The organism is Bacillus sp. JJ722 (assembly GCF_036963345.1).
Lineage (GTDB): Bacteria > Bacillota > Bacilli > Bacillales > DSM-1321 > Bacillus_AD.
Genome location: NZ_JBALMO010000119.1, coordinates 1 through 24012, shown reverse-complemented (window position 1 = coordinate 24012; position 24012 = coordinate 1). Strand labels below are relative to the sequence as shown.

Annotated in this window: 25 protein-coding genes and 2 riboswitches; of the genes, 13 read left to right on the top strand and 12 right to left on the bottom strand. The window is 34.4% G+C overall.

What is annotated here, in order from left to right; translation table 11 throughout:
• The 3 genes from V7014_RS15510 to V7014_RS15500 all read right to left on the bottom strand — a co-directional run.
• Window positions 1-289 (bottom strand): GerAB/ArcD/ProY family transporter (locus V7014_RS15510; protein ID WP_335508337.1); only part of this gene is annotated, 289 nt, incomplete at its 3' end.
• A gap of 13 nt (window positions 290-302) precedes the next feature.
• Window positions 303-1442: a Ger(x)C family spore germination protein gene (locus V7014_RS15505; RefSeq protein ID WP_335508336.1), complete on the bottom strand. Its 1140-nt coding sequence runs from the start codon at window positions 1440-1442 to the stop codon at window positions 303-305.
• Window positions 1443-1458: 16 nt separating this feature from the next.
• A complete protein-coding gene (locus V7014_RS15500) occupies window positions 1459-2922 on the bottom strand; it encodes a spore germination protein (RefSeq protein ID WP_335508335.1) in 1464 nt (487 codons plus the stop codon).
• Window positions 2923-3030: 108 nt separating this feature from the next.
• Here V7014_RS15500 and V7014_RS15495 point away from each other — a divergent pair, with 108 nt between their 5' ends.
• A complete protein-coding gene (locus tag V7014_RS15495; protein WP_335508334.1) occupies window positions 3031-3564 on the top strand; it encodes a DUF4269 domain-containing protein in 534 nt (177 codons plus the stop codon).
• 159 nt (window positions 3565-3723) lie between these two features.
• Here V7014_RS15495 and ribH read toward each other — a convergent pair whose 3' ends face one another.
• From ribH to V7014_RS15465, 6 genes are all read right to left on the bottom strand, one after another.
• Window positions 3724-4191, bottom strand: a complete 468-nt coding sequence (gene ribH, locus V7014_RS15490) for a 6,7-dimethyl-8-ribityllumazine synthase (protein WP_335508333.1) — start codon at window positions 4189-4191, stop codon at window positions 3724-3726.
• A gap of 15 nt (window positions 4192-4206) precedes the next feature.
• On the bottom strand, window positions 4207-5397 hold the full coding sequence (locus V7014_RS15485) for a bifunctional 3,4-dihydroxy-2-butanone-4-phosphate synthase/GTP cyclohydrolase II (RefSeq protein WP_335508332.1): 1191 nt from the start codon (window positions 5395-5397) through the stop codon (window positions 4207-4209).
• An 18-nt stretch (window positions 5398-5415) separates the two neighbouring features.
• A complete protein-coding gene (ribE, locus tag V7014_RS15480; protein ID WP_335508331.1) occupies window positions 5416-6054 on the bottom strand; it encodes a riboflavin synthase in 639 nt (212 codons plus the stop codon).
• Window positions 6055-6063: 9 nt separating this feature from the next.
• Complete coding sequence (gene ribD, locus V7014_RS15475) at window positions 6064-7164, bottom strand: bifunctional diaminohydroxyphosphoribosylaminopyrimidine deaminase/5-amino-6-(5-phosphoribosylamino)uracil reductase RibD (protein ID WP_438824925.1); 1101 nt, start codon at window positions 7162-7164, stop codon at window positions 6064-6066.
• 150 nt (window positions 7165-7314) lie between these two features.
• Window positions 7315-7446: riboswitch (FMN riboswitch) on the bottom strand.
• Between the two features lie 184 nt (window positions 7447-7630).
• Window positions 7631-7760: riboswitch (FMN riboswitch) on the bottom strand.
• 124 nt (window positions 7761-7884) lie between these two features.
• Window positions 7885-9309: an MDR family MFS transporter gene (locus tag V7014_RS15470; protein WP_335508330.1), complete on the bottom strand. Its 1425-nt coding sequence runs from the start codon at window positions 9307-9309 to the stop codon at window positions 7885-7887.
• A 338-nt stretch (window positions 9310-9647) separates the two neighbouring features.
• Window positions 9648-10457 carry a C39 family peptidase gene (locus V7014_RS15465; protein WP_335508329.1) on the bottom strand — a complete coding sequence of 270 codons (810 nt, stop codon included), beginning with the start codon at window positions 10455-10457 and terminating at the stop codon, window positions 9648-9650.
• Between the two features lie 232 nt (window positions 10458-10689).
• Here V7014_RS15465 and V7014_RS15460 point away from each other — a divergent pair, with 232 nt between their 5' ends.
• The 11 genes from V7014_RS15460 to V7014_RS15410 all read left to right on the top strand — a co-directional run bounded on the left by V7014_RS15460 (window position 10690) and on the right by V7014_RS15410 (window position 20193).
• The gene (locus tag V7014_RS15460; RefSeq protein WP_335508328.1) at window positions 10690-11433 is read left to right on the top strand and encodes a polysaccharide deacetylase family protein; all 744 of its coding nucleotides are present in this window, start codon (window positions 10690-10692) and stop codon (window positions 11431-11433) included.
• 199 nt (window positions 11434-11632) lie between these two features.
• Window positions 11633-11815, top strand: coding sequence for a hypothetical protein (locus V7014_RS15455; RefSeq protein WP_335508327.1), 183 nt, complete (start codon window positions 11633-11635; stop codon window positions 11813-11815).
• Between the two features lie 363 nt (window positions 11816-12178).
• Window positions 12179-13369, top strand: coding sequence for an ABC transporter substrate-binding protein (locus V7014_RS15450; protein WP_335508326.1), 1191 nt, complete (start codon window positions 12179-12181; stop codon window positions 13367-13369).
• An 86-nt stretch (window positions 13370-13455) separates the two neighbouring features.
• Window positions 13456-14334: a branched-chain amino acid ABC transporter permease gene (locus V7014_RS15445; protein WP_335508325.1), complete on the top strand. Its 879-nt coding sequence runs from the start codon at window positions 13456-13458 to the stop codon at window positions 14332-14334.
• 15 nt (window positions 14335-14349) lie between these two features.
• Window positions 14350-15315, top strand: a complete 966-nt coding sequence (locus tag V7014_RS15440) for a branched-chain amino acid ABC transporter permease (RefSeq protein WP_335508324.1) — start codon at window positions 14350-14352, stop codon at window positions 15313-15315.
• Window positions 15290-16072, top strand: coding sequence for an ABC transporter ATP-binding protein (locus V7014_RS15435; RefSeq protein ID WP_335508323.1), 783 nt, complete (start codon window positions 15290-15292; stop codon window positions 16070-16072). The genes V7014_RS15440 and V7014_RS15435 overlap by 26 nt, the downstream gene beginning before the upstream one ends.
• Window positions 16072-16779 carry an ABC transporter ATP-binding protein gene (locus tag V7014_RS15430; protein WP_335508322.1) on the top strand — a complete coding sequence of 236 codons (708 nt, stop codon included), beginning with the start codon at window positions 16072-16074 and terminating at the stop codon, window positions 16777-16779. Before V7014_RS15435 ends, V7014_RS15430 begins: the two co-directional genes overlap by 1 nt.
• A 177-nt stretch (window positions 16780-16956) precedes the next feature.
• The gene (locus V7014_RS15425) at window positions 16957-17817 is read left to right on the top strand and encodes an SPFH domain-containing protein (RefSeq protein ID WP_335508321.1); all 861 of its coding nucleotides are present in this window, start codon (window positions 16957-16959) and stop codon (window positions 17815-17817) included.
• 11 nt (window positions 17818-17828) lie between these two features.
• A complete protein-coding gene (locus tag V7014_RS15420) occupies window positions 17829-17996 on the top strand; it encodes a hypothetical protein (protein WP_335508320.1) in 168 nt (55 codons plus the stop codon).
• Window positions 17997-18136: 140 nt separating this feature from the next.
• Window positions 18137-19039: an NAD(P)/FAD-dependent oxidoreductase gene (locus V7014_RS15415; RefSeq protein ID WP_335508319.1), complete on the top strand. Its 903-nt coding sequence runs from the start codon at window positions 18137-18139 to the stop codon at window positions 19037-19039.
• 146 nt (window positions 19040-19185) lie between these two features.
• Window positions 19186-20193: a phosphotransferase gene (locus V7014_RS15410; RefSeq protein WP_335508318.1), complete on the top strand. Its 1008-nt coding sequence runs from the start codon at window positions 19186-19188 to the stop codon at window positions 20191-20193.
• Window positions 20194-20306: 113 nt separating this feature from the next.
• On the opposite strand, the gene V7014_RS15405 is transcribed toward V7014_RS15410, so the two are convergent.
• Both V7014_RS15405 and V7014_RS15400 read right to left on the bottom strand, forming a co-directional pair.
• Window positions 20307-20891, bottom strand: a complete 585-nt coding sequence (locus tag V7014_RS15405; RefSeq protein WP_335508317.1) for a transglycosylase SLT domain-containing protein — start codon at window positions 20889-20891, stop codon at window positions 20307-20309.
• Window positions 20892-21131: 240 nt separating this feature from the next.
• A complete protein-coding gene (locus tag V7014_RS15400) occupies window positions 21132-21896 on the bottom strand; it encodes a polysaccharide deacetylase family protein (RefSeq protein ID WP_335508316.1) in 765 nt (254 codons plus the stop codon).
• Between the two features lie 181 nt (window positions 21897-22077).
• Between V7014_RS15400 and V7014_RS15395 the strand changes: the two genes are divergently transcribed.
• Window positions 22078-22557 carry an FAD-dependent oxidoreductase gene (locus V7014_RS15395; RefSeq protein WP_335508339.1) on the top strand — a complete coding sequence of 160 codons (480 nt, stop codon included), beginning with the start codon at window positions 22078-22080 and terminating at the stop codon, window positions 22555-22557.
• A gap of 376 nt (window positions 22558-22933) precedes the next feature.
• On the opposite strand, the gene V7014_RS15390 is transcribed toward V7014_RS15395, so the two are convergent.
• Complete coding sequence (locus V7014_RS15390) at window positions 22934-23854, bottom strand: DMT family transporter (RefSeq protein ID WP_335508338.1); 921 nt, start codon at window positions 23852-23854, stop codon at window positions 22934-22936.
• Window positions 23855-24012 lie beyond the last annotated feature (158 nt).

The following is a 24012-nucleotide window of genomic DNA, read 5'->3' as shown; positions in this document are numbered from 1 at the left end:
CACGTGCAGCTATATAAAGAAAATATAGTGCATAAAGTATTCCTATCAAATTTCCTAAGAAGCGTCCAAATCCAGCAATCAATATTTCATTAAAGGTATGGTCCTGGTGTAAAGAATAAATAGAAATATACAAGTAAAGCAAGCCAATGCCTAATACTGTACTTATAATTACCGCAATCCAAAAATCTTTACCAGCTTCTTTCCCGATACCTAAGAATGTAGAAGTCCCAAGTTGAAACAGGATGATTAATACAATAATTTGAAAGCTTCCAATTAGTTCTTTTTGCATACATTTACCTCATTTAGATTAAATCTCCATAATTTTGAATGGTGACGTTTACTTTAATATCAAATTGACTATTAGGATAAAATTTTGACCAGTCTTTTTTGATTTTTTTCCAATTTTTATTATCATATATTTCAAGTATTTCANNNNGCGTTATTTTGATTAATTTTGAGATATCCTTTTTGACTTTGTCTTCTAATAATTTTTCAATTTTATGTCCGTTTTTAATGAAGTTTAAATCATAATCACACGTGTAATCCGAAATATTTCCTTTTATTTCAGTGGAAATTGTATAAGTAGGGATATTATTAACCAATTTCCCTTTAATTTTCGTACGGCTTTTTAGTGTATTTACAGAAATATTCTTTCTCTCCCCACAAGCTGCTCTAATATTTGTTTTGATCATTTGGTTATTTAACAAATAAAATGTAGGACTTAAATTACTATCAATCCATCCTGATGGGGAATCGTTTTTAAACAGCTCCAACCCATTAAAATATACAAGTTTTGTTGAAGCATCTGATATTCCTTGTGAGATTTTGGTTTTCGCTACTTTGAAATTTCCTTTAAATTGTATGGTAGGAATGGTAGCATCTTTTCCTTCTTTTAATACATTTTCTTGTAATTTAGTTACATAAACGGGAAAAGCAGAGCCTCTTTCTTCGCTAATATTGTCTAAATGACTTGCAAATTCTCGTGAAGAAACTAATTCAAAGAAGGGAAGAACTTCTAAGAATTCCTTCGCTTTATGCGTTTTTGTCATTAATACAAGTGTATCGTACGGATATTTAGAAGCTCTTATCATATTGCTGATTCCTTTTTTAGTCCCATTATTCTTAGCGACCTTCTCACTAATGACAATAGTTTGAACATGAGAAACATCTACTTTTCTCGAAATGCTTTGGGAGAATTTCGACATTATATTGTTAAGCGAACTTCCTTCTTGTTCGAACACATAGAAAGGTAATGAATTTTGTCCAGGTTGAGTAAAGGCTACCGGATTAATTACTTGTACAGATACATGATAGCCTTTTTTGCCTTGATCTATGCCAATTGCTGATATAAATGCGACATTATGTAACTCATTATGTTCAAAATGTGCTCTGAATACAAAAAATAACAAGATGATTATGATAAGCGCTAGACGTATTTTCATTTACAATACACTCCAACTATTTCTTTTTTTTGAAAAACGGCTTTTCATGTGGTAATTCCTTTTTTGTATTTAATATTTTTGGTAATGCAGATCTTATTAAAGTATCTTTTTGATCTTTTAGATTAAATGGAGCTATTGGAGATAAATAAGGAACACCAAATGAACGTAAGTGTGACAAATGTACAATAAATATGATTGTAGTTAAAGTAAGTCCATATAATCCTAGAGTCGCACTCATTAATATTAAGAGATAACGCATTAATCGAATCGATGTTTCCATTGTTTGGATTGGAACAGCGAAACCAAGAATGTAAGAAACACTTACTACGATAAGCGTAGCAGGTTGAACGATTCCGGCCTCAAAAGAGGCTTGTCCAATGATTAATGCTCCGAAAAGGGAAACAGTTAATACAAGGTTTTTATTTAAACGTAACGCACTTTCTATGATAATCGTAAGCAATACTGTAAATAGTAATACCTCGATTACGAGAGGAAGAGGTTTATTCTCACTTTGAGCAGCGAGACTTATAATTAAATCATATGGAACAAAACCAGGTTCAAAATTGACAAAAGCAATATAGAGTCCAGGAATGTAAATTCCAAGAATCATGGAACAAAAACGAAGCAGTCTATTAAATAGAAAATTCCATTTTAAATAATAATCATCAGGAGATTGTATGAAAGAAATTAGTGGAGCTGGTAATACGAGTCCATATGCTGTTCCATCAACAAGAATGGCAATCTTACTATTCAATATTTCAGCTGTTATTACATCTGGACGATCGGTATTTAAGATTAAAGGAAATGGAGTTACAAAATCATCGTGAATATATTCTTCAATATAATTGGAATCGAAAACTTCCCTGATTTGAATATTCTCCAATCTGCATTGTAGTTCATTTAAAGTAGTAGGGTCGACTTGATCCCTCAAATATACAAGGCATATATTAGTGTTTGTTTTAGAACCAACTTTGTGTTGTTCGAATGTTAAATATTTGTTCTTAATTATGCCCCTGATCAATGCGATATTTGAGTTTAGATTTTCGTTAAAACCTATGTGAGGTCCTCTTAAGACCCTTTGACTTTCCGGAGCTGAAATGGCGCGCTCTTTTAGTTTAGTTGTAGCGGCTGAAATGACTTCTTTTTGACCGTCAAATACAATGATTGTATTGCCCGCTAATAAATCATCTAATACTTTATCAAAAGGTGTTAATGGCAGTATTTTTAGGTTTTTAATTTGTAAAGTTTCAGAAGCGAGAGTATTAAGTAATTCAGGATTATCATTAAGTGTATGTTTTCCTTGTAAGCAATGAATAATGGATTCTTCAATTTTTCCTTCGTCCACAATTCCATCTAAGTAAAAAAGTAGTCCGTTTATTTTTGTTTCAGTTAATTGTAATGTGAAAGGTCTACTGACCAAATCGCTTGTATTTCCTAATTCAAATTCAAACTGACTTTTAAGCGTTTCTAAAGATGACAAAAAGAAAACCTCCGTAAGTAGTTTCTTATGGTATATCATTAGCAAATGCTAAAGAAATTATTTTAAATTTTTATTTCAATCATATGTATATAGTAGAGGTGTTTAAAAATGTTTACTAATATTGATTACTTAATGAATGGAAATGAGAAGCAACGACAGGCATATCGAGCAATTAAATCTTTAAGAATTATGGAGGATTTGTCTGACTATTCGCCAATACTTTGTGGAACAATTCCGATAAATATCCACGTAGAAACTTCTGATTTAGATGTAATTATGGAGGCTTGCGATTTAGAACAATTTGAACAACAACTTGTTCGCTTATATAGACATCATCAAGATTTTGTGCTTAAAAGACGGACAATTAGAAACAAACCTGTTATAAAAGCTAATTTTAAATATGAAGGTTTTGAATTTGAACTTTTCGCCCAAGCACAGCCTTCCGACAGACAAAATGCTTATTTACATATGATTATTGAAAATCATATTCTCGAAAAAACACCTTCATTAAGGATGGAGATTATTAATATGAAGAAACAAGGTTTAAAAACGGAGCCAGCTTTTTGTAAAGTACTAGGATTAGAGGGAGACCCATTTGAGAGTCTTATTGAGTATGGGAAAGAGCAGGGGATTATCGAATAATATTTAAGGGACTCTAGACCGGAAGTGTCAGATATAGGTAATCTAACATAATCAGCAAGTTTATATATTTCCTACTTCGGGGGCTAACAAAGCGTAAAAGGGCGTTCGAAAAGTGATTGAAAATCACTTTTCGGACAGCCTCGTTTGGAAGGAAATAAGTTATTGAAACATTTTATTTAAATTAGCCATCTCAATAGCGGAAACAGCAGCGTCATAACCTTTATTCCCAGATTTCGTACCAGCCCTCTCAATCGCTTGTTCAATATTTTCCGTAGTTACAACTCCAAAAATAACAGGTACACCTGTATCTAGTGAAACGGATGCAATTCCTTTTGCTGTTTCGTTGCAAACATAATCATAATGAGTAGTTGATCCTCTAATAACAGTTCCTAAACCAATAATGGCATCGTATTGATTTGTTTCAGCCATCTTCTTTGCTATGAAAGGAATTTCGAAAGCTCCTGGAACCCAAGCTACATCAATTTCACTTTCTTCTACGCCGTGACGTTTTAAGCCATCTAGAGCTCCACCTAACAGTTTATTAGTAATGAATTCATTAAATCTGCCTACAATAATACCTACTTTTAAACCTGAACCAATTAATTGTGCTTCAAATGTTTTTCCCATGTGATACATCTCCTTTTAAGTCAATAAGTGTCCCATTTTTATTTTTTTAGTTGATAAGTAGTTTTCATTTTCTTTCACTGCTGATATTTGAATGGAAACTCTGTCCGTAACATTAATTCCATATTCAGTTAATCCATAGATTTTCTCGGGATTGTTTGTTAACAATCGTATTTTTTTAATGCCTAAATCTTTCAACATTTGTGCGCAAAGAGCGTAATTTCGTAATTCAGGAGGGAAGCCTAATTTTTCATTTGCTTCGACCGTATCAAATCCTTGTTCTTGCAATTCATAAGCGCGTAGTTTATTTAATAAACCAATGCCACGGCCTTCTTGACGCATGTATAAAACAACGCCAGCACCCTCGTTTTCCAGAATTTGTAATGCGTGGTCTAACTGTGGACCGCAGTCGCATCTTTTAGAGTGGAAGACATCTCCTGTTAAACATTCAGAATGGATTCTAACAAGGGCTGATTCTTCTTTATGGATATCTCCTTTTATTAGCGCTACGTGCTCACAATGATCAACAATATTTGAGTAACCAATTAATTGAAATTGACCGTAATCTGTAGGTAATTGTACACTTGCTTCTCTTCTTACTATTTGTTCGTGGTTGTAGCGATAGCGTATTAAATCGGCTATGGTAATCATTTTTATTTGATGTTCATTCGCTAAACTCATAAGCTCTGGTGTTCGAGCCATCGTCCCATCTTCATTCATAATTTCGCAAATAACACCTGCTGGTGAAGATCCGCAAAGAATGGCTAAGTCAACAGCTGCTTCTGTATGACCAGCACGAGCAAGAACGCCATTCTCTCTCGCTATGAGAGGGAAGACATGTCCAGGTCTACGGAAATCTTTTTCAGTCGAAGCCTCATTAAGTAATTGTAAAATGGTTTCAGAACGTTCAAAAGCACTGATACCTGTTGTTGTGTTTATATGGTCAATACTTGCGGTAAATGCTGTTTGATGATTGTCCGTATTATTAGTTACCATGGGGTGAAGGTCTAGTTTTTCTGCTAGTTCCACAGAAATGGGTGTGCAGATTAGTCCACGGCCATATTTAGCCATGAAATTAATTGTTTCAGGTGTTGCTTTCTCTGCTAAAGCAAGAAAATCTCCTTCATTTTCACGATCTTCATCATCAATCACGATAATCATTTTACCTGCTTTTAAGTCTTCTAATGCTTCTTCAATTGTATTTAACATGTTAATGCACCACCTTTTTTAAAATCCGTGTTGGAGTAAAAAATCTTTTGTAATTGTATTTGCTACGCTGTTTCTTTCCGTTTGATGAATTACATATTTTCCAAGTAAGTCATTTTCGATATTGACAACATCGTTTTCTTTTTTTATACCTAACGAGGTGATTTCATGAGTATGTGGTATAAGTGAAACGGTCAGCTTGTTTGTTTCAATTCCGAAGATTGTTAAACTAATACCATCAATGGCAATTGAGCCTTTTGGAATACAATATTTACTCAGCTTTTCATCGATTTTAATATCTATATAAACAGCATTTTCTCTTTTTTGTTTACGCATAATGATGCCTGTGCCATCGACATGGCCAGATACAAAGTGACCACCAAATCTTCCATTTGCACTCATTGCTCTTTCTAAATTGACTAAGCTTCCTATTTTGACAGATTGAATGCTAGTAGCTTTTACAGTTTCAGGCATAACATCGACGGTAAATAAATCATTTGTGAAAGTAACAACAGTTAAACAAACACCGTTCACAGCGATACTATCACCGATTTGTACATCTTCTAAGATTTTCTGTGCTTGAATGGTTAGTTTCATACTATTAGGTCCTTCATTCATAGCCGTGACTTTGCCCATTTCTTCCACAATTCCAGTAAACATCTATTCACCTCATTTCAATGTAGATGTAATTTTTATATCCTCGCCTATTTGCTCAATACTTTTAAAAGTAAGAGAGTAAGCATCGTTTACATTGCTTATGTCAAGATCAGCAACCATACTAGGGGCAGCACTTCCACTTATTAATTTTGGTGCTATGTAAGTAATGATGTGATTGACATTTCCAGATTTTAAAAAACTAGCATTAATAGTTTGGCCACCTTCAACATAAAGCGAAGTAATGTTTCTTTTTCCTAGCAAGTGTAGGACTTCTTCTATTTGGATGGTGGTTTGTGTTAATTTCAATATTTCTACATTGCTTTTTCTAAATTTAGATATTTGAGAGTTTTCGATATGTGACCCTGTAATAATCCAAGTAGGGCATATGCCATCAGTGACTATTTTGCTCTCGATAGGTGTTCGTAAATGAGTGTCTAATATAATACGAATAGGTTGTTGATTCGTATCGCCATATCGATTGGTTAAACTTGGATTATCCTTTAGAACAGTCCCAATTCCAATTAATATAGCATCATGTTTACTTCGATCCTTATGAACATCACATCTTGACTGTTCTCCTGTAATCCATTGACTATGACCTGTTTTTGTAGCGGTTTTTCCATCTAATGTAATAGCTTGTTTTAATGTGATAAATGGTTTTCCTGTTTTCATGAAATGAAAAAATGACTCATTTAATTGATCAGCTTGCTCTTTAAGAATGCCAGCTTGAACTTTAATGCCCGCTTTTCTCAACTTTTCGATGCCGGATCCTGCTACTAACGGATTAACATCAATCGAGGCAATGACAACTTCCTTAATTCCAGCATTAATAATAGCTTCTGTACAAGGTGGAGTTTTTCCATAATGGCTGCAAGGTTCAAGCGTGACGAATAATGTACTATCTTTTGTTTTATTTCCAGCCATATTGATGGCATGCACCTCTGCATGGGGTTCCCCGGCTTTTAAGTGAGCACCAAAACCAACAATTTCACCATCCTTGACAATAACAGCACCGACAACTGGATTTGGAGCTGTTTGACCTTTAGCTGTTGTAGCAAGCCTTAAAGCAAACTCCATGTAAAACTCAGGCTTCACTTCTGACCCTCCAATCATTGAATAGTGGAATACAGTGTATTCCAACTACATAAATAAAACTCCATAGTGTTTCCTAGGAGTTTTGGGAGAGTATGAGATAGATGGCATCGCGAAATAAGCCTATTATCGAAGAATTTTTCGATAAAAAGGTTCTGTAGCTATCATACATACGTCCTTCTCCCATCCAGACTATACTGTCGGCTTTGGAATCACACCAAATCCTGCCTAAAAAAGGCTCACGGGCTTAGAAAATAAATCATCACCGTCGATTGGGAATTTCACCCTACCCCGAAGGACTACAACTATTAAATTATTTTTCAAGTAATCTTGATGGAACGGATTAGTATGTAATCCGACCACGTAAATCAAACTCCATAGCTAATCCTAGGGAGTTTGATGGGAAACTTATATACTTCATGGCATTACGAAATAAGCCTTTTATCGAATAATTTTTTCGACAAAAAGGTCCTGCAGCCATCATACATACATCCTTCTCCCATCCAGACTATACTGTCGGCTTTGGAATCGCACCAAATCCTGCCTATAAAGGCTCACGGGCTTAGAAATAAATCATCACCGTCGATTGGGAATTTCACCCTACCCCGAAGGACACTATAAAATTACAAAGATTATAACACTAGATTAATAGATGTGCAATAAAGATAGTTTAAAGAATTACGATAAAAAAGGTTGTCTCGTAAGTCTACTGTAGACTTAAAGAGACAACCTAAAATGTTTTTAGCCTTCTGAATGTTTAAGTGAAGAAGGTGCTTCATTTTCATTTGGATTGTGCTTTGGAATCCAAAATGCAATTAGGATACAGAGAATAGAAACGCCTGCTAAAATAATAAAAACTCCATGTAATCCGGATGCGAGAATCGTTGGCGGAACTTCTCCGCCGGCATTTGTGTAACTGTGAATCTGTTTGTTTAAGAATGTACCTAAAATAGCAACTCCAAGTGTTTGTCCTAAAGTACGGAAAAACGTATTGGAAGAAGTAGCTACTCCTCGAAGATTCCAACTTACAGCTGATTGAACAATAATCGTAAATACTGTCATAGATAAGCCGAATCCTAGTCCCAAGATTAAGATGATGAAAAGAATAACTGGGCTAGGCGTAGAAATCGTAATGAAAGTTAACGCCAAAGAACCGAGGGTGAGAAAAAGAATGCCAAAGAAAGAAATCGTTTTTGGACCGAAGCGAATTAATAATCGACTTCCGATTGTTGCTCCGAGTGGCCATCCAATGGACATTGGCATCAAAATCATTCCGGAGAACATGGCTCCTTTTCCTAGAACACCTTGTATCCATAATGGGATATAGGCGGTAATACCGATTAAAATGACACTTGCTAAAAAAGATATTAAATTAGAAATCGATACTTCACGATATTTGAATATTGTGATCGGAAGCATTGGTTCTGGATGACGCACTTGAATGTAAAGAAAAATAGCAAGAAACAGAACTGATATGGCAATAGAAATATACATAATCGTTGAATTCCAAGCGATTTCATTACCACCTGTAAGCAATACGAAAAGCAAGGCTGATGTTCCGATTGTGAATGTTAAAGCTCCACCATAATCGATTTTTCGTTCGTTTACTTCAATCTTTTCGTTTAAGTTTTTACTAATTAACCAAATAGAAACTAACCCGAATGGGATATTGAAGAAGAAAATCCAATGCCAACTGATATAGTCGACGAAAAACCCACCAACTAATGGACCGAATATACCAGCTATTCCCCAAACGGAGCTAAAGAGACCTTGGACTTTTGCTCGTTGTTCAAATGTGAAAATATCTCCAATGATAGTAAAGGTAATGGGTACAACCGCTCCAGCACCAATCCCTTGAATAGCACGGAAGATAATTAACTGTTCCATATTTTGTGATAGACCGCATAACATTGAACCTATAAGAAAGATGGTTGTTCCAACTAAGAACACTTTTTTTCTACCAAATAAATCAGCAAGTTTGCCGAAAATCGGTGTTGTAACTGCAGAAGTTAGTAAATAAACAGCAAAAACCCAACTTATGAGTTCTAAACCACCTAGTTTTTGAACAATAGCAGGCATTGCTGTACTGATAATAGTTCCTTCTATCGCTGAAAGAAAAGTAGCAATAAGTAGAGCTACTGTAATTTTCTTTTGATATGCATTCATGCTTTCCTCTCCTTCTTGTATGAATGGTGAAACACAAAGAATAATCCAAACTACCTTCAATTGGCTCTGTTTAATCTCTTTTTGAAAGTATTAGTACTTATTTACAGAGCAATGCATGACAATTTAGAAATGTAGTTGAGCGGAGCAATTCGATCATAAATTTGACAGCTACATGAAGTTTTTTAGTAAAATCACATATTGATTATTATAAAGAAGATTCTTATAGGGTGGCAAACTATTAACTATTACAGATTGGGATACTAAAAGCCTGACTTCGGTAAAGTCAGGCTTTTAGTATCATTATAAAAATTCCGAAACTGGTAGAGAGTTTTATTCTGCTAGCTAGTGATATACATTGCTTGCTGATTCATTTGTACCCAGGCTGCTTCGAAATCACGTTTATTTAATGGGATGTTTTTTTTATTTTTCAATGGATCGTTAACATAGACGAATTCATTATCGTAATGAGTAATAACTACACTATGCTGACGATATGTGACTTTCATTGGACCTTCGGCTGTGTTCCATGTTAAAAATTGTTCAGCTGGTAATTCTTTAAACCAAGAATTTGTGATTACCCAAACAGGATAGCCATTGTCGACAGCGTCATATAAATGATTTGCTGTTGTGCCAGTAATATTTACAATTCTATCAGGATCAACATATAATTCAGCTAATTGGATAATAGGGTCGACATATACACCTAATCCGTCATTTTCAAATGTCTTCATATCTCCAACAAACCCTTTGTTCATATTTCCTTTGTAATTTCCTTGTTGAAAAGGCTCATATGTAATCTTTTCAGCTAATTCCATCTTGTCAATAAAAATACCATTGTACTGTAAAATCATTGCTAAGCTAGTAACTTCACAACCTCTCGGTAATTCAGGTAGTTGTTGAATGAGTGGTACATCTAATGGTTTTGTAGCTGTGTTCGTTTCTGTTTCGTTTATCGTATGTATTTTTTCAGGGGTTTCTATCGTTGTCATTTCTTCAGTTTGACTATCAACCATGTTGTTCCTTTGCTCCTTGATAGATAGAAGCTTATTCGCGATCGTATCAAAATGACTGATAAAGATAATAGCTACTCCAATCATCAACGCTAAAAGACTATAGTACAAGCTATTTTTTACTAATTGCTTAAGCATTATATGTATCTCACTTTCTTCTATTTTGAAAATTCCTCAATAGAAAATATAAAAATAGCTAGAGGAAGAATTTTGTATATTGTAAATCATTTAGCTTAATAAAAGCTTAAATGACTAGTGATATAGAACTATTTATAGCCCAAGTGTGAAGCCGAGTAGTAAAAATCTATTTCGATTAAAGTTTCACTATAAGTGAAACAATAAAATATAAAATCCAAAGTGAGGAGTTTATATGAGCAAAACACTTAAATATTTTGTATTTCTGTTTCTTTTATTTCTACCAACTCATGCTTTTGCAGCTCAAAAAGTTCCTATACTAATTTATCATTCCATCGATGAGTTCACTGGGCATGGAATAAAAGAGCTATATGTGCCTCCAGAGAAGTTTGAGGAGCAAATGATCTATTTGCGTAACCATGGTTATACATTATTAACGTTTGATAGGTGGAGTGATATTCAAAAAGTACAAAAGCCTATTTTCGTAACATTTGATGATGGGTATAAAAACAACTTAAATGCGTTTGCCATTTTTCAAAAATTAAACAGTGGACACTTTAAGCCAACGGGAACCTTTTTTGTGATTTCTGATTTTATAGGTCGTTCTAATCGTTTATCAAAATTGGATTTGAAGATGATGGCTGATTCGGGATTAGCATCTATCCAATCACATACAGCCACACATCCAGATTTAACAAAGCTTGATGACCTTGAATACGAGCTGAATGAGTCAAAGAAGAAAATTGAACAAATAACAAGAAAGCCTGTTGTTGCTCTTGCTTATCCGTACGGTAGTTTCAATGACAAGGTTATTAATGAAACAAAAAAGTATTATTCATATGGAATTACAACAATCCCGGAACTTTATTCGAAGAAGGGAATAAAAGACGAACTTTATCTCTTACCAAGAATCTATATTAAATATACAACAACTCTAGATGATTTCGCGAAGATTGTGAATGATGAAACAAAACATTAATAATTTGAGTTCATTGATGTAAGGACATAAATGAATGTTTTTCAAGTATATTAAGTATCTTTTGTGGAAAAGTTTAAAAAATATATACAAAATAGACACAAAAAATTCACATTTCACCAAAAATGGATTATAATTAGTTGTGTAATCAATTTTATAAATTTTATAACTTTTATAATCAAACCAAGGGGTGGGAGTAATTATGAAATTAGTTGGAAAAGTTGTTTTGTTTCTTTTGATGATGGTGGCATTTAAATATAGTTGTGATTCGTTTATTAATGAAAGTGGGTTTCAAACATTTGGATCATTTGCTGTAGGTTTAGCTTCTTTAGTAGGTTTTATCTTATTAGTAGAAGAAGATTCTGTTGGGGAATTTGCAAATTAATATATAAAATAAATGAGAACGAAGAAGAGCACTCTGCATTTGGAGTGCTCTTCTTTATTATATTGATAAAAGAAATAAAGGGAAATGGTGTCATGTGAAGTCTAGTTGGAAATTCTTTTATATTTATAAAACTATTATTTTTCTACTTGATTGAATTAACGTTTTAATGTATGAAATTAATGTTCGTGTTGTAGTTTTGGTGTTAAAAAATCCCTGTAAAAATATACTATATTCTACCAAAAAATTAAAAATAACATATAGACGTAAATGTAAATTTAATGTAATATATTCCTAATAAATGTTATTTTGTAATATTTAAAAAAGTCTGTATATTTAGACAAATCAAACATTTGGAGGGGTAACATGAAAAAGAAAAAACTAGCGGGAATATTTCTTTCCTTATCGTTAGTAGCTGGAGCGTTAGCAGGATGCTCAGGATCTGATAAGAGTAGTGGGGGAAGTTCAGGCGGAGATAAGGGTGAAACAATTAAGATAGGTGCTAACTTAGAATTGTCTGGTGGTGTGGCTTCTTATGGACAATCTATCCTTGAAGGTGCAGAACTTGCCCTTGAAGAAATTAATAAAGAGGGTATTGATGGGAAAAAGCTTGAATTAGTTAAAGTAGATAATAAATCTGAAGCACCTGAGGCTACAGCTGGAGCGTTAAAGTTGATTTCTCAAGATAAAGTAACGGCAATTATTGGAGCTGCAACAAGTGGAAACACTACTGCGCAAATTGAAATTGCTCAAAGCAATAAAGTTCCGGTAATTTCACCAAGTGGAACAAGCCCAGATATTACATTTAAAGATGGAAAATTAAACGAATTTATTTTTAGAACAAGCTTTATTGATCCGTTCCAAGGAATTGTTGCAGCCAACTTTGCTTCTAATAAGCTTAAAGTAAAAAAGGCAGCAGTCTATATTGATAATTCTAGTGATTATTCAAAAGGATTGGCTGCTTCGTTTATTGAACAGTTTGAAAAAAATGGCGGTACTGTTATACCACCAGAAGCATTTGTTGCGAAAGATACAGATTTCCGTGCGACTTTAACAAGAATTAAAGCTGCAAAACCAGATTTTATTTTCATTCCTGCATATTATGAAGAAGTTGGTCTTATTATAAAACAAGCTCGTGAAATTGGATTAGATGTACCATTAATGGGTGCAGATGGCTGGGATTCACCAAAACTTGTTGAAATTGCTGGTAAAGATGCACTTAATAATACGTATATTACGAACCATTACTCTTCAGGTGATCCAAGTGAAAAAATTAAAGCATTTGTAAAGGCATTTGGAGAGAAGTATAAAGGTAAATCTCCTGATGGCTTTAATGCACTAGGATATGACACGGTTTATTTATTAGCGGATGCAATTAAACGCGCTGGTTCAGTCGATTCAGTGAAAATTAAAGACGCTTTAGAAAAGACTAAAAATTTAGACTTAATATCAGGTAAATATTCAGTAGATGAAAAGCATCATCCGATTAAAGCAGCTACTATTTTAAAGTATAAAGATGGAGTCCAACAATTTGAAACGAAAATTGAACCAAAATAAGTTTTAAGAATGAATAGGGGGCAAAGTTAGCCTCCTATTTTGGGTTTGATCAAGTGAGTTGAATGATAAAACAAGGAGACTATAACATGGAAATAATTCAACAGCTCGTTAACGGGCTTTCACTCGGTAGTATTTATGCCCTCATTGCACTAGGCTATACGATGGTATATGGAATTGTTAAGCTTATTAACTTTGCTCATGGCGATGTATTCATGATCGGAGCATTTGTTGGCTTTTACTCTATTACTATATTAGATTTATCTTTTATTCCTGCATTAATTTTGTCGATGGCTGCCTGTTCGATTTTTGGTGTTTTGATTGAACGGATTGCTTATAAACCACTTCGTAATGCTACCAGAATAGCAGCATTAATTACAGCTATTGGTATGTCCTTGTTTATTGAATATAGCTTTATTTATATTCGTGGTGCACAGACTGAAGCGTATCCAGCTGATGTACTTCCTGCAACAAATATTGATTTGTTTGGCGTTTCCATTAATAGTCAATCATTATTAATATTTTTAGTTTCAATCATCTTGATGATTATCTTGCAAATTACCGTACATAAAACAAAGGTTGGTAGAGCAATGCGTGCGGTTTCATATGATGCGGATGCAGCAAGATTAATGGGGATCAATGTTGATAATACAATATCAGCGACGTTTGCAATAGGCTCAGCTTTAGCTGGAGCAGCAGGTGTTATTTTTGGGATTTATTATATTAAAATCGAGCCGTTAATGGGTGTTCTACCAGGATTAAAGGCTTTTGTTGCTGCGGTTCTAGGTGGAATTGGAATTATTCCTGGCGCAATGGTGGGTGGCTTATTATTAGGTGTCATTGAAGCGTTAGTTAGTGCCGTCGGATATTCTTTATGGCGTGATGGAGTAGCGTTTGTTGTTCTTATTTTAATTTTGATTTTTAAACCTCAAGGACTATTAGGGAAAAATAAAAAAGAAAAAGTATAAGGGAGAGACAAAGTGATGATGACATTAAAACGAACAAAAGGATTTTGGCTCTCAATCTTGCTTTCATTAATCCTTTTTGTGGTTATTCAAGTCATGATTAACAGTGGAACATTAAATTCTTTTTATGTAAATACAATAGTGTCTATCGGTATTAATATTATTCTAGCAGTAAGTCTACATTTAATAATTGGGATAACGGGACAATTCTCAATTGGCCATGCTGGATTTCTATCGGTTGGAGCATATGTTTCAGCAATTATTACGATGAAGTTGGCACTTCCTTTTCCAGTAGCCATACTCTTAGCTGGTATTGTAGCTGCTTTAGCGGGTTTAGTAATCGGTATACCAAGTTTACGCTTAAAAGGAGATTATCTCGCAATAGCAACTCTAGGATTTGGTGAGATCGTTCGAATTTTCTTCTTGAATATGGATTATGTTAATGGAGCAAGTGGGATGACGGTTTCGCACCTAACAACTTGGCCATGGGTCTTCTTCTCTGTCATGCTAACCATCTTAGTTATTAGAAACTTTACGAATTCAACACATGGTCGTGCTTGTATCTCGGTGCGTGAAGATGAAACTGCAGCTGATTCAATGGGGATTAATACAACCTATTATAAAGTAATGGCCTTTGCGATCGGAGCATTCTTTGCTGGGGTTGCAGGCGCGTTATATTCACACAATTACTATATTATTTTACCTACCAATTTCGGCTTTTTGAAGTCGTTTGATATCTTGATTCTTGTTGTTCTCGGTGGATTGGGAAGTTTATCGGGTTCTGTTCTAGCAGCAATTTTGCTGACAGTAGTAACTACTTTCCTTCAAGATTATCCAGAAACTCGAATGATCATTTATAGTTTAGTGTTAATGGTTATGATGATTTACCGCCCTCAAGGTCTAATGGGTACGAAAGAATTCACTAGCTTCTTTAAGCGTAAGGGAGGAGGACATAAACATGACAACAACCAAACCATTGCTTAAAGTTGATGCAGTTGGAATCCAATTCGGTGGGCTCAAGGCAGTATCAGGAGTAAATATGGAATTGCATACTGGTGAATTAGTTGGGTTAATCGGCCCGAATGGTGCGGGTAAAACGACTTTCTTTAACTTGTTAACAGGTGTTTACGTACCAACTGAAGGAAGTATCTCTTTGAACAGTGCAAACTTAAGAAAGCTTCCTCCATACAAAATTAATCAAATGGGTATAAGTCGTACCTTTCAAAATATTCGTTTGTTTGGTGATATGACAGTCATTGATAACGTTAAAGTGGCTTATAACTCTTTAGCGAAACATGGGATTATTAGTTCCATTACTCGCCTACCAAGATTCTTTAAGGGCGAGCAAGAAATGGAAGAAAAGGCTATTGAGTTTTTAAAGATTTTCAATTTGGATTTATATAAAGACGAAATAGCAAAAAACTTGCCATATGGGCAGCAGCGTCGTTTAGAAATTGCTCGTGCATTAGCCGCTAATCCTAAATTATTGCTTCTAGATGAGCCAGCTGCTGGGATGAACCCGCAAGAAACACAAGAACTTATGAAATTAATTTCGTTTATTCGTGAGAAGTTTCAGTTAACGGTACTATTAATCGAGCACGATATGCCACTTGTAATGGGTGTATGTGAACGCATATATGTACTTGATCATGGTCAATTAATTGCTGAAGGTAAACCGGAAGAAATACGTAATAATCCAAAGGTAATCGAAGCGTATTTAGGCGAGGAGGTTTCATCATAATGCTAAAGATTCAAGACGTCAACGTATATTATGGAAATATACAAGCGCTTAAAGGTGTATCGATGGAAATCAATCAAGGAGAAATTGTTACATTAATAGGAGCGAATGGAGCGGGAAAAAGTACTTTGCTGAAAACCATTTCGGGGCTATTAAAGCCTAAAAAAGGTGAATTATCTTATGAAGGGCAATCTATTGGTGGCAAAGCAGCACAAGCTATAGTGAAATTAGGAATTTCACATGTTCCTGAAGGTCGACGTGTTTTTGCAAACATGTCTGTTGAAGAAAACCTCCAACTTGGAGCATTCTTACGTAAAGACAAGGAAGGAATAAAGCAAGAGATGAAGAGGGTTTATGAATTATTTCCTCGTTTACTTGAAAGACAAAAGCAGCTTTCAGGTACCCTTTCTGGCGGCGAGCAACAAATGCTTGCAATGGGCCGTGCGTTAATGGCTAAACCAAAATTATTATTATTAGATGAGCCATCAATGGGACTTGCTCCATTGTTAGTGAAGCAAATCTTCAATATAATTGAAGAAATTAATAAAGCTGGTACAACAGTTCTATTAGTAGAACAAAATGCGAATTTGGCTCTTTCCATTGCTGATCGAGCATATGTTGTTGAAACGGGGCGAATTGTGCTTTCTGGAAAAGCTAGCGAGTTAACGGCTAGTGAGGAAATTAAGAATGCATATTTGGGTGGACATTAATAACATACAAACGAGGCGATTCTTCACTACGGAGGTTCGCCTTTTTGCTTTGTCTTGAAAGTGTGATATTAATTAGTACTCTTTGGGTTAATAATTCAATTTTTAAAATTATAATCAAAAAATGGAAATAATATGATATGATTATGATATCACATTGATATATAGGAGGTTTGCAAAATGCAAGAAAGAAAAGCGTTTAAAATGAATGGTTATATTGGGATTTTAATAGCATTAGCACTTTTAGCTGGAGCTGGATTCTGGATCCTTACAAACTCTCTAGTTGGAGCGAATTTGATCTTACCTATAATCTTATTTCTATTAGCTGCGTTAATTCTGTCAGGGGTAACGATTGTACAACCAAATGAAGCAAAGGTACTTACTCTTTTTGGGACATATGTAGGCGTAATTAGAGAGCAAGGATTGTGGGTCTCTATCCCGTTAACATTAAAAGCAAGTGTGTCTCTTCGTGTAATTAACTTCAATAGTGAGAAATTAAAAGTAAATGATTTAGAAGGAAACCCAATTGTGATTGCAGCAGTTGTGGTATATAAAGTGAACGATAGTGCAAAAGCAACATTTGACGTGGAGGATTATGAAGAATTTGTTCAAATTCAAAGTGAAACAGGTATAAGACATATTGCTAGTCAATATGCATATGACCATTTTGATAAAGACACTGAAATGTCATTGCGAAAGAATAGTGATGAAATTGCTGATTTTCTAGCGCAAGATTTACAAAAGCGTTTAAGCGTTGCAGGTGTAGATGTTATTGAAGCACGTATCATGCACCTCGCTTATTCTTCAGAAATTGCTTCTGCCATGCTACAAAGACAACAAGCACAAGCGGTGTTATCGGCGCGTAAAGTAATTGTAGATGGTGCTGTTGGTTTAGTGAAAAGTGCAATTGAGAAATTAGCTGATGAAGGTGTAGTGGAGTTAGATGAAGATAAGAAAGCACAAATGGTAAATAATTTAATGGTAGCAATTGTTTCTGAAAAAGGAACACAACCAATCCTTAATAATGGAAGCATTCACTAGGATTTGATGAAATGGCTAAAAGAAAAGCTTATCCACTGAGAATTGATCCTAAGCTATATGATGCACTTGAGAAATGGGCAGATGATGAGCTAAGAAGCGTTAATGCTCAAATAGAAATCCTTTTGAAAGAGTCAGTAAAGAAAGCTGGCAGATGGAAAAAAGATAAAGAAAATGAATAATGTAAACCCTTCGATTGGTATGCTCTTTATTGCCTAATCGAAGGGTTTTTTTATTTTTGTCTCCGAAATGATACATCCATAAGAATCTAAAAAATTATTTGAGAAAAGCTAATTATAGTATTTGTTTTGTTTAGAAAGGAATGAGAATTATGCTATTTGATTGTGCTGTTATCGGAGGAGGGCCTGCTGGAATGACTGCTTCATTAGTTCTTGGAAGAGCAAGAAGAAAAATTATTTTATTCGATGATAATAAACCTCGAAATGCAGTAACAAAGGAGTCGCACGGCTTTCTGACAAGAGACGGTGTAAAGCCATCGGAATTGAAAAAGATTGCACATGAGGAGCTGAGCAACTATCCGACCGTAATTTTAAAGAAAACAGAAGTAGTGCAAATTAGTAAGAAAGAAAAGTTATTTTCTATAGAAACGATTGAAGGAGGAGTCTATTCAGCAAGAAAAATTATTTTTGCAACAGGAATTAAAGAAGTACTGCCCAATATAGAAGGCATGCACTCATTCTATGGGAAAAGTATTTTTAGTTGTCCTTATTGTGATGGATGGGAGTTAAAAGATAAGGTGATTGCAATAATTTCGAACCATCAAGCCATATTTGAAATGATCAAACTTGTTTATAATTGGAGTAAAAACCTTATTGTTTGCACAGACGGAAGCAACACGATTAGAAATGAAGAAAGGAATGAATTGGAACGGAGAGGAATACGGTTATTTAATCAAAAAATGAAGCAAATAGTTGGCAATGAAGGGATGGTAAAAGCTATTAAATTTGTTGATGATACGGAAGTGTCAATAGAAGGTGGGTTTATTACACCTGAATGGGTACCAACTACTTCGATTGCTCAATCACTTGGTTGTGAATTAGATGAGAAAGATGGATTAAATACGGATGCGTTAGGAAGAACAAATATAGAAGGTGTCTATGCTGCGGGTGATGTTACAACACCTTCACAAGTCATAATAGCTGCTGGAGAAGGAAGCAAGGCAGCCATTGGAGTAAATACGGATTTAACGATAGAGGATTTTTAAATACACTTGGTTTGTTTCTAACCTTATCTCGGTAGTGAGATCTCATTTACTACGCTAAACCTATGACTCCACCGTTTTAAAAGGAAATAAGATTGACTTTGTTGAAGTATCTTTTAGAAGTAAAAAGAAATACGAGGAGATGGAGCATGGATTTTGTATTAACTGAAGAAATGGTATTGAACGACCTTATCCACACTTGTAATTGTTATTTTGGATTTAAGGTAGTAAATGCTACACCTATAAAGCGTGGTTGGTTAAATTTAAAGTGGAAAATTACAACAGATGCAGGAGTTTTTTTAATTAAGCAATACAATAAGGAAAGATACAAATTGTATAACCATGAAGAGCTATTATTAGCCTTCTCTCAACAAATGCGGTTACATAATAGAGACCTTCCTTGCCCTAAACTCTATTCTTATAAAGGTCATTATCTTATTGAATCGGATAAGGGCGAACTTTTTATGTTAATCGATTACTGTGATGGAACTGTGATGCCACCAGGAAAATTAAATATTCATCAAATGTATGACTTAGGACGAGTAACTGGGAAAATGCATCATTTGTTAAACGATGGCACACTAAGGGGGAAGAGGGGGCCTGAATTTGTTCCGCCAAGTCGAGAGGAACGTTTAACTCATTGGGAATCTGTTTGGAATCAGGCAAATAGTACTGACAAATCACATTTATTACCTATATTAGAAACACAATATAAAGTAACAGAAACTATAAATTTAGAAGATTTTAATCTGAATGCTACTGGCTGGGCACACCGTGATCTCTGGGTAGATAATTTATTGTTTAAAGAGAAAAAATTAAGTGCTGTATTAGATTTTGATAGAATGAAATTTGATTACCCGCAGCTTGATGTTGCTAGAGCTGTTATATCTGGGGCTTTAGATAAAAATAACTTGGATGTTTCACTTGTTGAGGCTTTCATCGAAGGGTATAGTGAGGAATGTTTACTTAAGAAAGGGTTCTTAATAAGCTCTTTAAAAATGCTATGGTTTTTGGAAAGTACATGGTGGATAAATGTAAGTATGGATCAGCATAGTGGGCCTCCAGAACGTTTTGCAAACGAAATGATATGGCTTTCTGAAAATCAAAAAGAATTAGAGTCCATGCTAGGGAATACACAATATTTAGTCAATGAATGATGAATTGAAAAATAATTCATTTATTAAGATTTAGAGGAAGAGAGTAAAGTTAGTATATTAAAAAAAGGAATGAGCTGATGTCAAAGAGACAACGTTCATTCCTTTTTTATTGCTTATTTTACTCTAGCTTTTATGTATGCTAAGCATTGGTTATGCTTTTTGATATATGCAACTGCTTTTCCAGTTCGGGCATATCCACCTTCACCTTTATTATATGCACTTAATACGGCGTCTTTTAAGGCATTGCCTTTTAAGCCTTTCTTTTTATATTTATTCGTTAAGCCTGCTAGCATATATGTTCCCCAGTTCATATTTACATAAGGATCATATGGAGCCACTTTTGTTTTTAATTTTTTAGCTAACGAAGCATGGTTGACTTTATTGATTTGAAAATAACCGTAATTAGTACCACCTTTTGCTTTTTTATTAAAACTACTTTCGTGTTTAATGACGGCTAACATTTCTTTATAGTCTAGGCCTCTTTTAACACTTAAATCATAAAGATATTTTTGCTCATTATATGATAGAGGGATGGCTTTACTATAGGAGAATTTTGCTTGTACTTGAGCGTTTTTGTTAGGTGAAGTTGTTGCAGCTTCAACTTTATGGTTGAATTTTGTATCTATAATAAATGTAAGGATTAATGTCGTAATAATGATGGTCATGAATTTGAAAAAATTACTTTTGTGTTTATTCATTATGAACCTCCTTAGTTAGTAATCTATTATATCGTAGACTATTTATTGTGAATTTTTAAGAGGTTACATCACTATGTTATAATTTGTTAGCTTCTCGTAATATTTCTTGAAATTTTGTAAAGAATGTAATATTTGATTATTACTTGAATAAACGCTCTTATTAGACAAAATAAAAAACTCTAATCCACTATTTTACATAATAGAGCGGTTAGAGTTTTTATTTAAATTTGATTACCATTTCTATTTAAATGGATCTATCTGATCAGGAATCGTTTTCTTGGAACGGTACAATAACTCTGAAACGGTAACGCATTTATAGCCGTTTTTATAAAGATGAGCCAAAATGTTATCTAAGGCTAGAACAGTTTGTGAAACTTTCGTTTCTTCAGTACCATTCCAATCGTGAAGCAAAATAATATTGCCTGGTTGTACACCTTTTGTTATAACTCCAGAAATCTGGTTAGCAGAAGGACTTCTCCAATCTTTAGGGTCTTGATGCCAAGACCAGAGGATGACCAGCTTATTATTTTTTACGGCAGTATTTATGATTAATTCATTAAATAGTCCGCCTACTGGTCGATACAGTTTTGGTCTTTGTCCAGTGATTTGTTGAATAATCGCATCTGTATCTTTTAGCTCTGTAGTTAATTTCTCAGCAGTTATGTTTCTACTATAAATGTGATTGTAAGTATGATTAGCAATTTCATGGCCTTCAGCAACTTCTCGTTTTAACACTTCTGGAAATCGTTTCACTTTATTACCCGCAACAAAAAACGTCGCTTTCGCATTATATTTAGCTAATATATCGAGTATTTGAGGGGTGAATATAGGATGTGGACCATCATCGAAAGTGATCGCAACAATTTTCTCGTTTGTGTTTACTTCCCAAATGACATCTCCTGATTTTTCATAATCTGAACGACTATTGGCGAAAACAGGTGATATTGGTTGAGCAAAACAAAAAGCAATGATTAAAAGAGCAGTGAACACCCATATTTTTTTCATAATTCATACACTCCTATTTACATACAATAAATATAGTGTATGGATTACTATACAAATTATTTATGAAAGTATCAATGAACATTAATTATGAAATGACGGCTAATAATCTTCCTGCTATTGGGCAAATTGGATTGTATAAAGAATTTTTTCATAGCAGGAGGAAAACAAGTTAGTTGAAGCAATTCTAAATGGTGGCGGTATTATAATGGAAAATATGTCTGTCGTTGATGTCGAAAAAGGAGAGAAACCAAAAGTAATCCTAAAAAACGGCGGACAGCTATCTGCAAGTAAACTTGTTTTGGCAACACAATATCCGTTTTATGATTGGCAAGGATTATATTTTTCGAGGCAATATGCTGAACGTTCTTATGTTGTAGCATCCAAAAGTACAAAGCCTTATGCTGGCGGGATGTATATTAATGCAGAAAGTCCAACACGTTCTATCAGCTATACACCTTTAAGCAAGGGAGAAAACTTGTTGTTAATTGGTGGTGAGTCTCATAAAACAGGACAAGGAGAAAGTACATCATATCATTATGAAGAGCTTATTGAATTCACAAAGAAATACTTTGATGTAGATGATATTGCATATCGTTGGTCTGCACAGGATTTAAAAACGTTGGATGATATACCATATGTCGGACATATTACAGAAGGGTAGCCGAATAATCTATGTAGCAACAGGTTATGCCAAATGGGGAATGAACAACGCAAAGCAGGTGCACATGTTTTAAAGGGTTTAATTTTGAATACACAAAATGATTTTGTAGATCTGTATACACCGTCTCAGTTTAATGCAAATCCATCCATTTAAAATTTTATTGTTCAAAATGCTTTGTTAATGAAGGTGGATTGTTATGTTTTATATTTGCATTAGTGGGAAATATATTAAAGTTTCTTCCGGAAAGCATAAATTTCGTTTATTTAACAAGTGTGAGTACTGTCCTTTTATGTTCTGGAAGTTTGTTAAGAAGAAAAAATAGTCTTTATAAATAGATAATGAGCATGCTTAAGTAATGGAAGCACGCTCATCTTTATTAGTTTGCTTTTACTTCTTTATTTACTCCTTCATGAAAGGGAACACGGCTTCGTTGTTGCATCAAGAAGAGGAATACACCTATTAGTACGATTAATCCCCCGACAATTTGCCATCCAACAAGGCGCTCGTCTAGTAAGAGAATTGCTAGAATCGTAGCTCCAACTGGTTCACCTAAGATGCTCATGGAAATGGTTGTAGCATTCACATAGTTCAATAACCAATTATTTATGACATGAGCAATTGTTGGTACAATGGCAAGTAATAAAAAGATGCCCCATTCGCGGGCTTCGTATCCTGTAAATGAAATTTCAACAATAAGGTTGTAAATCGATAATATAATGGCTGCGAAAGTAAAGACTGTAAAACTATAAATCCAATGCGAGATTTTTTTGACAGTGTTTTGGCCGATTAATAAGTAGCCAACGACAGCTATTACGCTTAAAAAGGAAAGGATATCACCGATAATCGCATCTTTACTTAACCCAAAATCTCCCCAACCAATCATCATAGCTCCGATTATCGCTATTCCCATCGTCATCATTGAAGAGAAAGTTGTTCGTTCTTTAAAGAATAAATAGCCTCCAGCTAATGAAATAATTGGTTGAAGTGCAAGAATAATCGTGGAACTAGCAACAGTTGTTAACTTAAGAGAACCAAACCATAATAAGAAATGAAGCGCCAAAAAGAATCCTGAAAATAATAAGAAGAGCCAATCTTTCTTAGTAATTTTGTAAAATTCTTCTCGTTTAAGCCACACAATAGGTAGCATTAAAAGGCTAGAAAGCCACATGCGATACATGCTTGAAATGGAAGCTGGTGTATTAGACCATTTTACAAAAATGGCAGAAAATGAGATTGCGATAATGGCAATGACTAATGGTATACCTATTGATTTTTGATTTTCCTGCACCTTGTTCATACCTTTCTTCATAAAAATTGATTTTTTTCTAAAAGTACATAAAAAAAGAAGCCGAATAGCCCGACTTGCTGAATGACCTCATATAGATAAATGTTGCTAAGTTATTCTTTATGCTATCATAACAATTTTCTTGTTCATCTAAATTATCATTATAATAT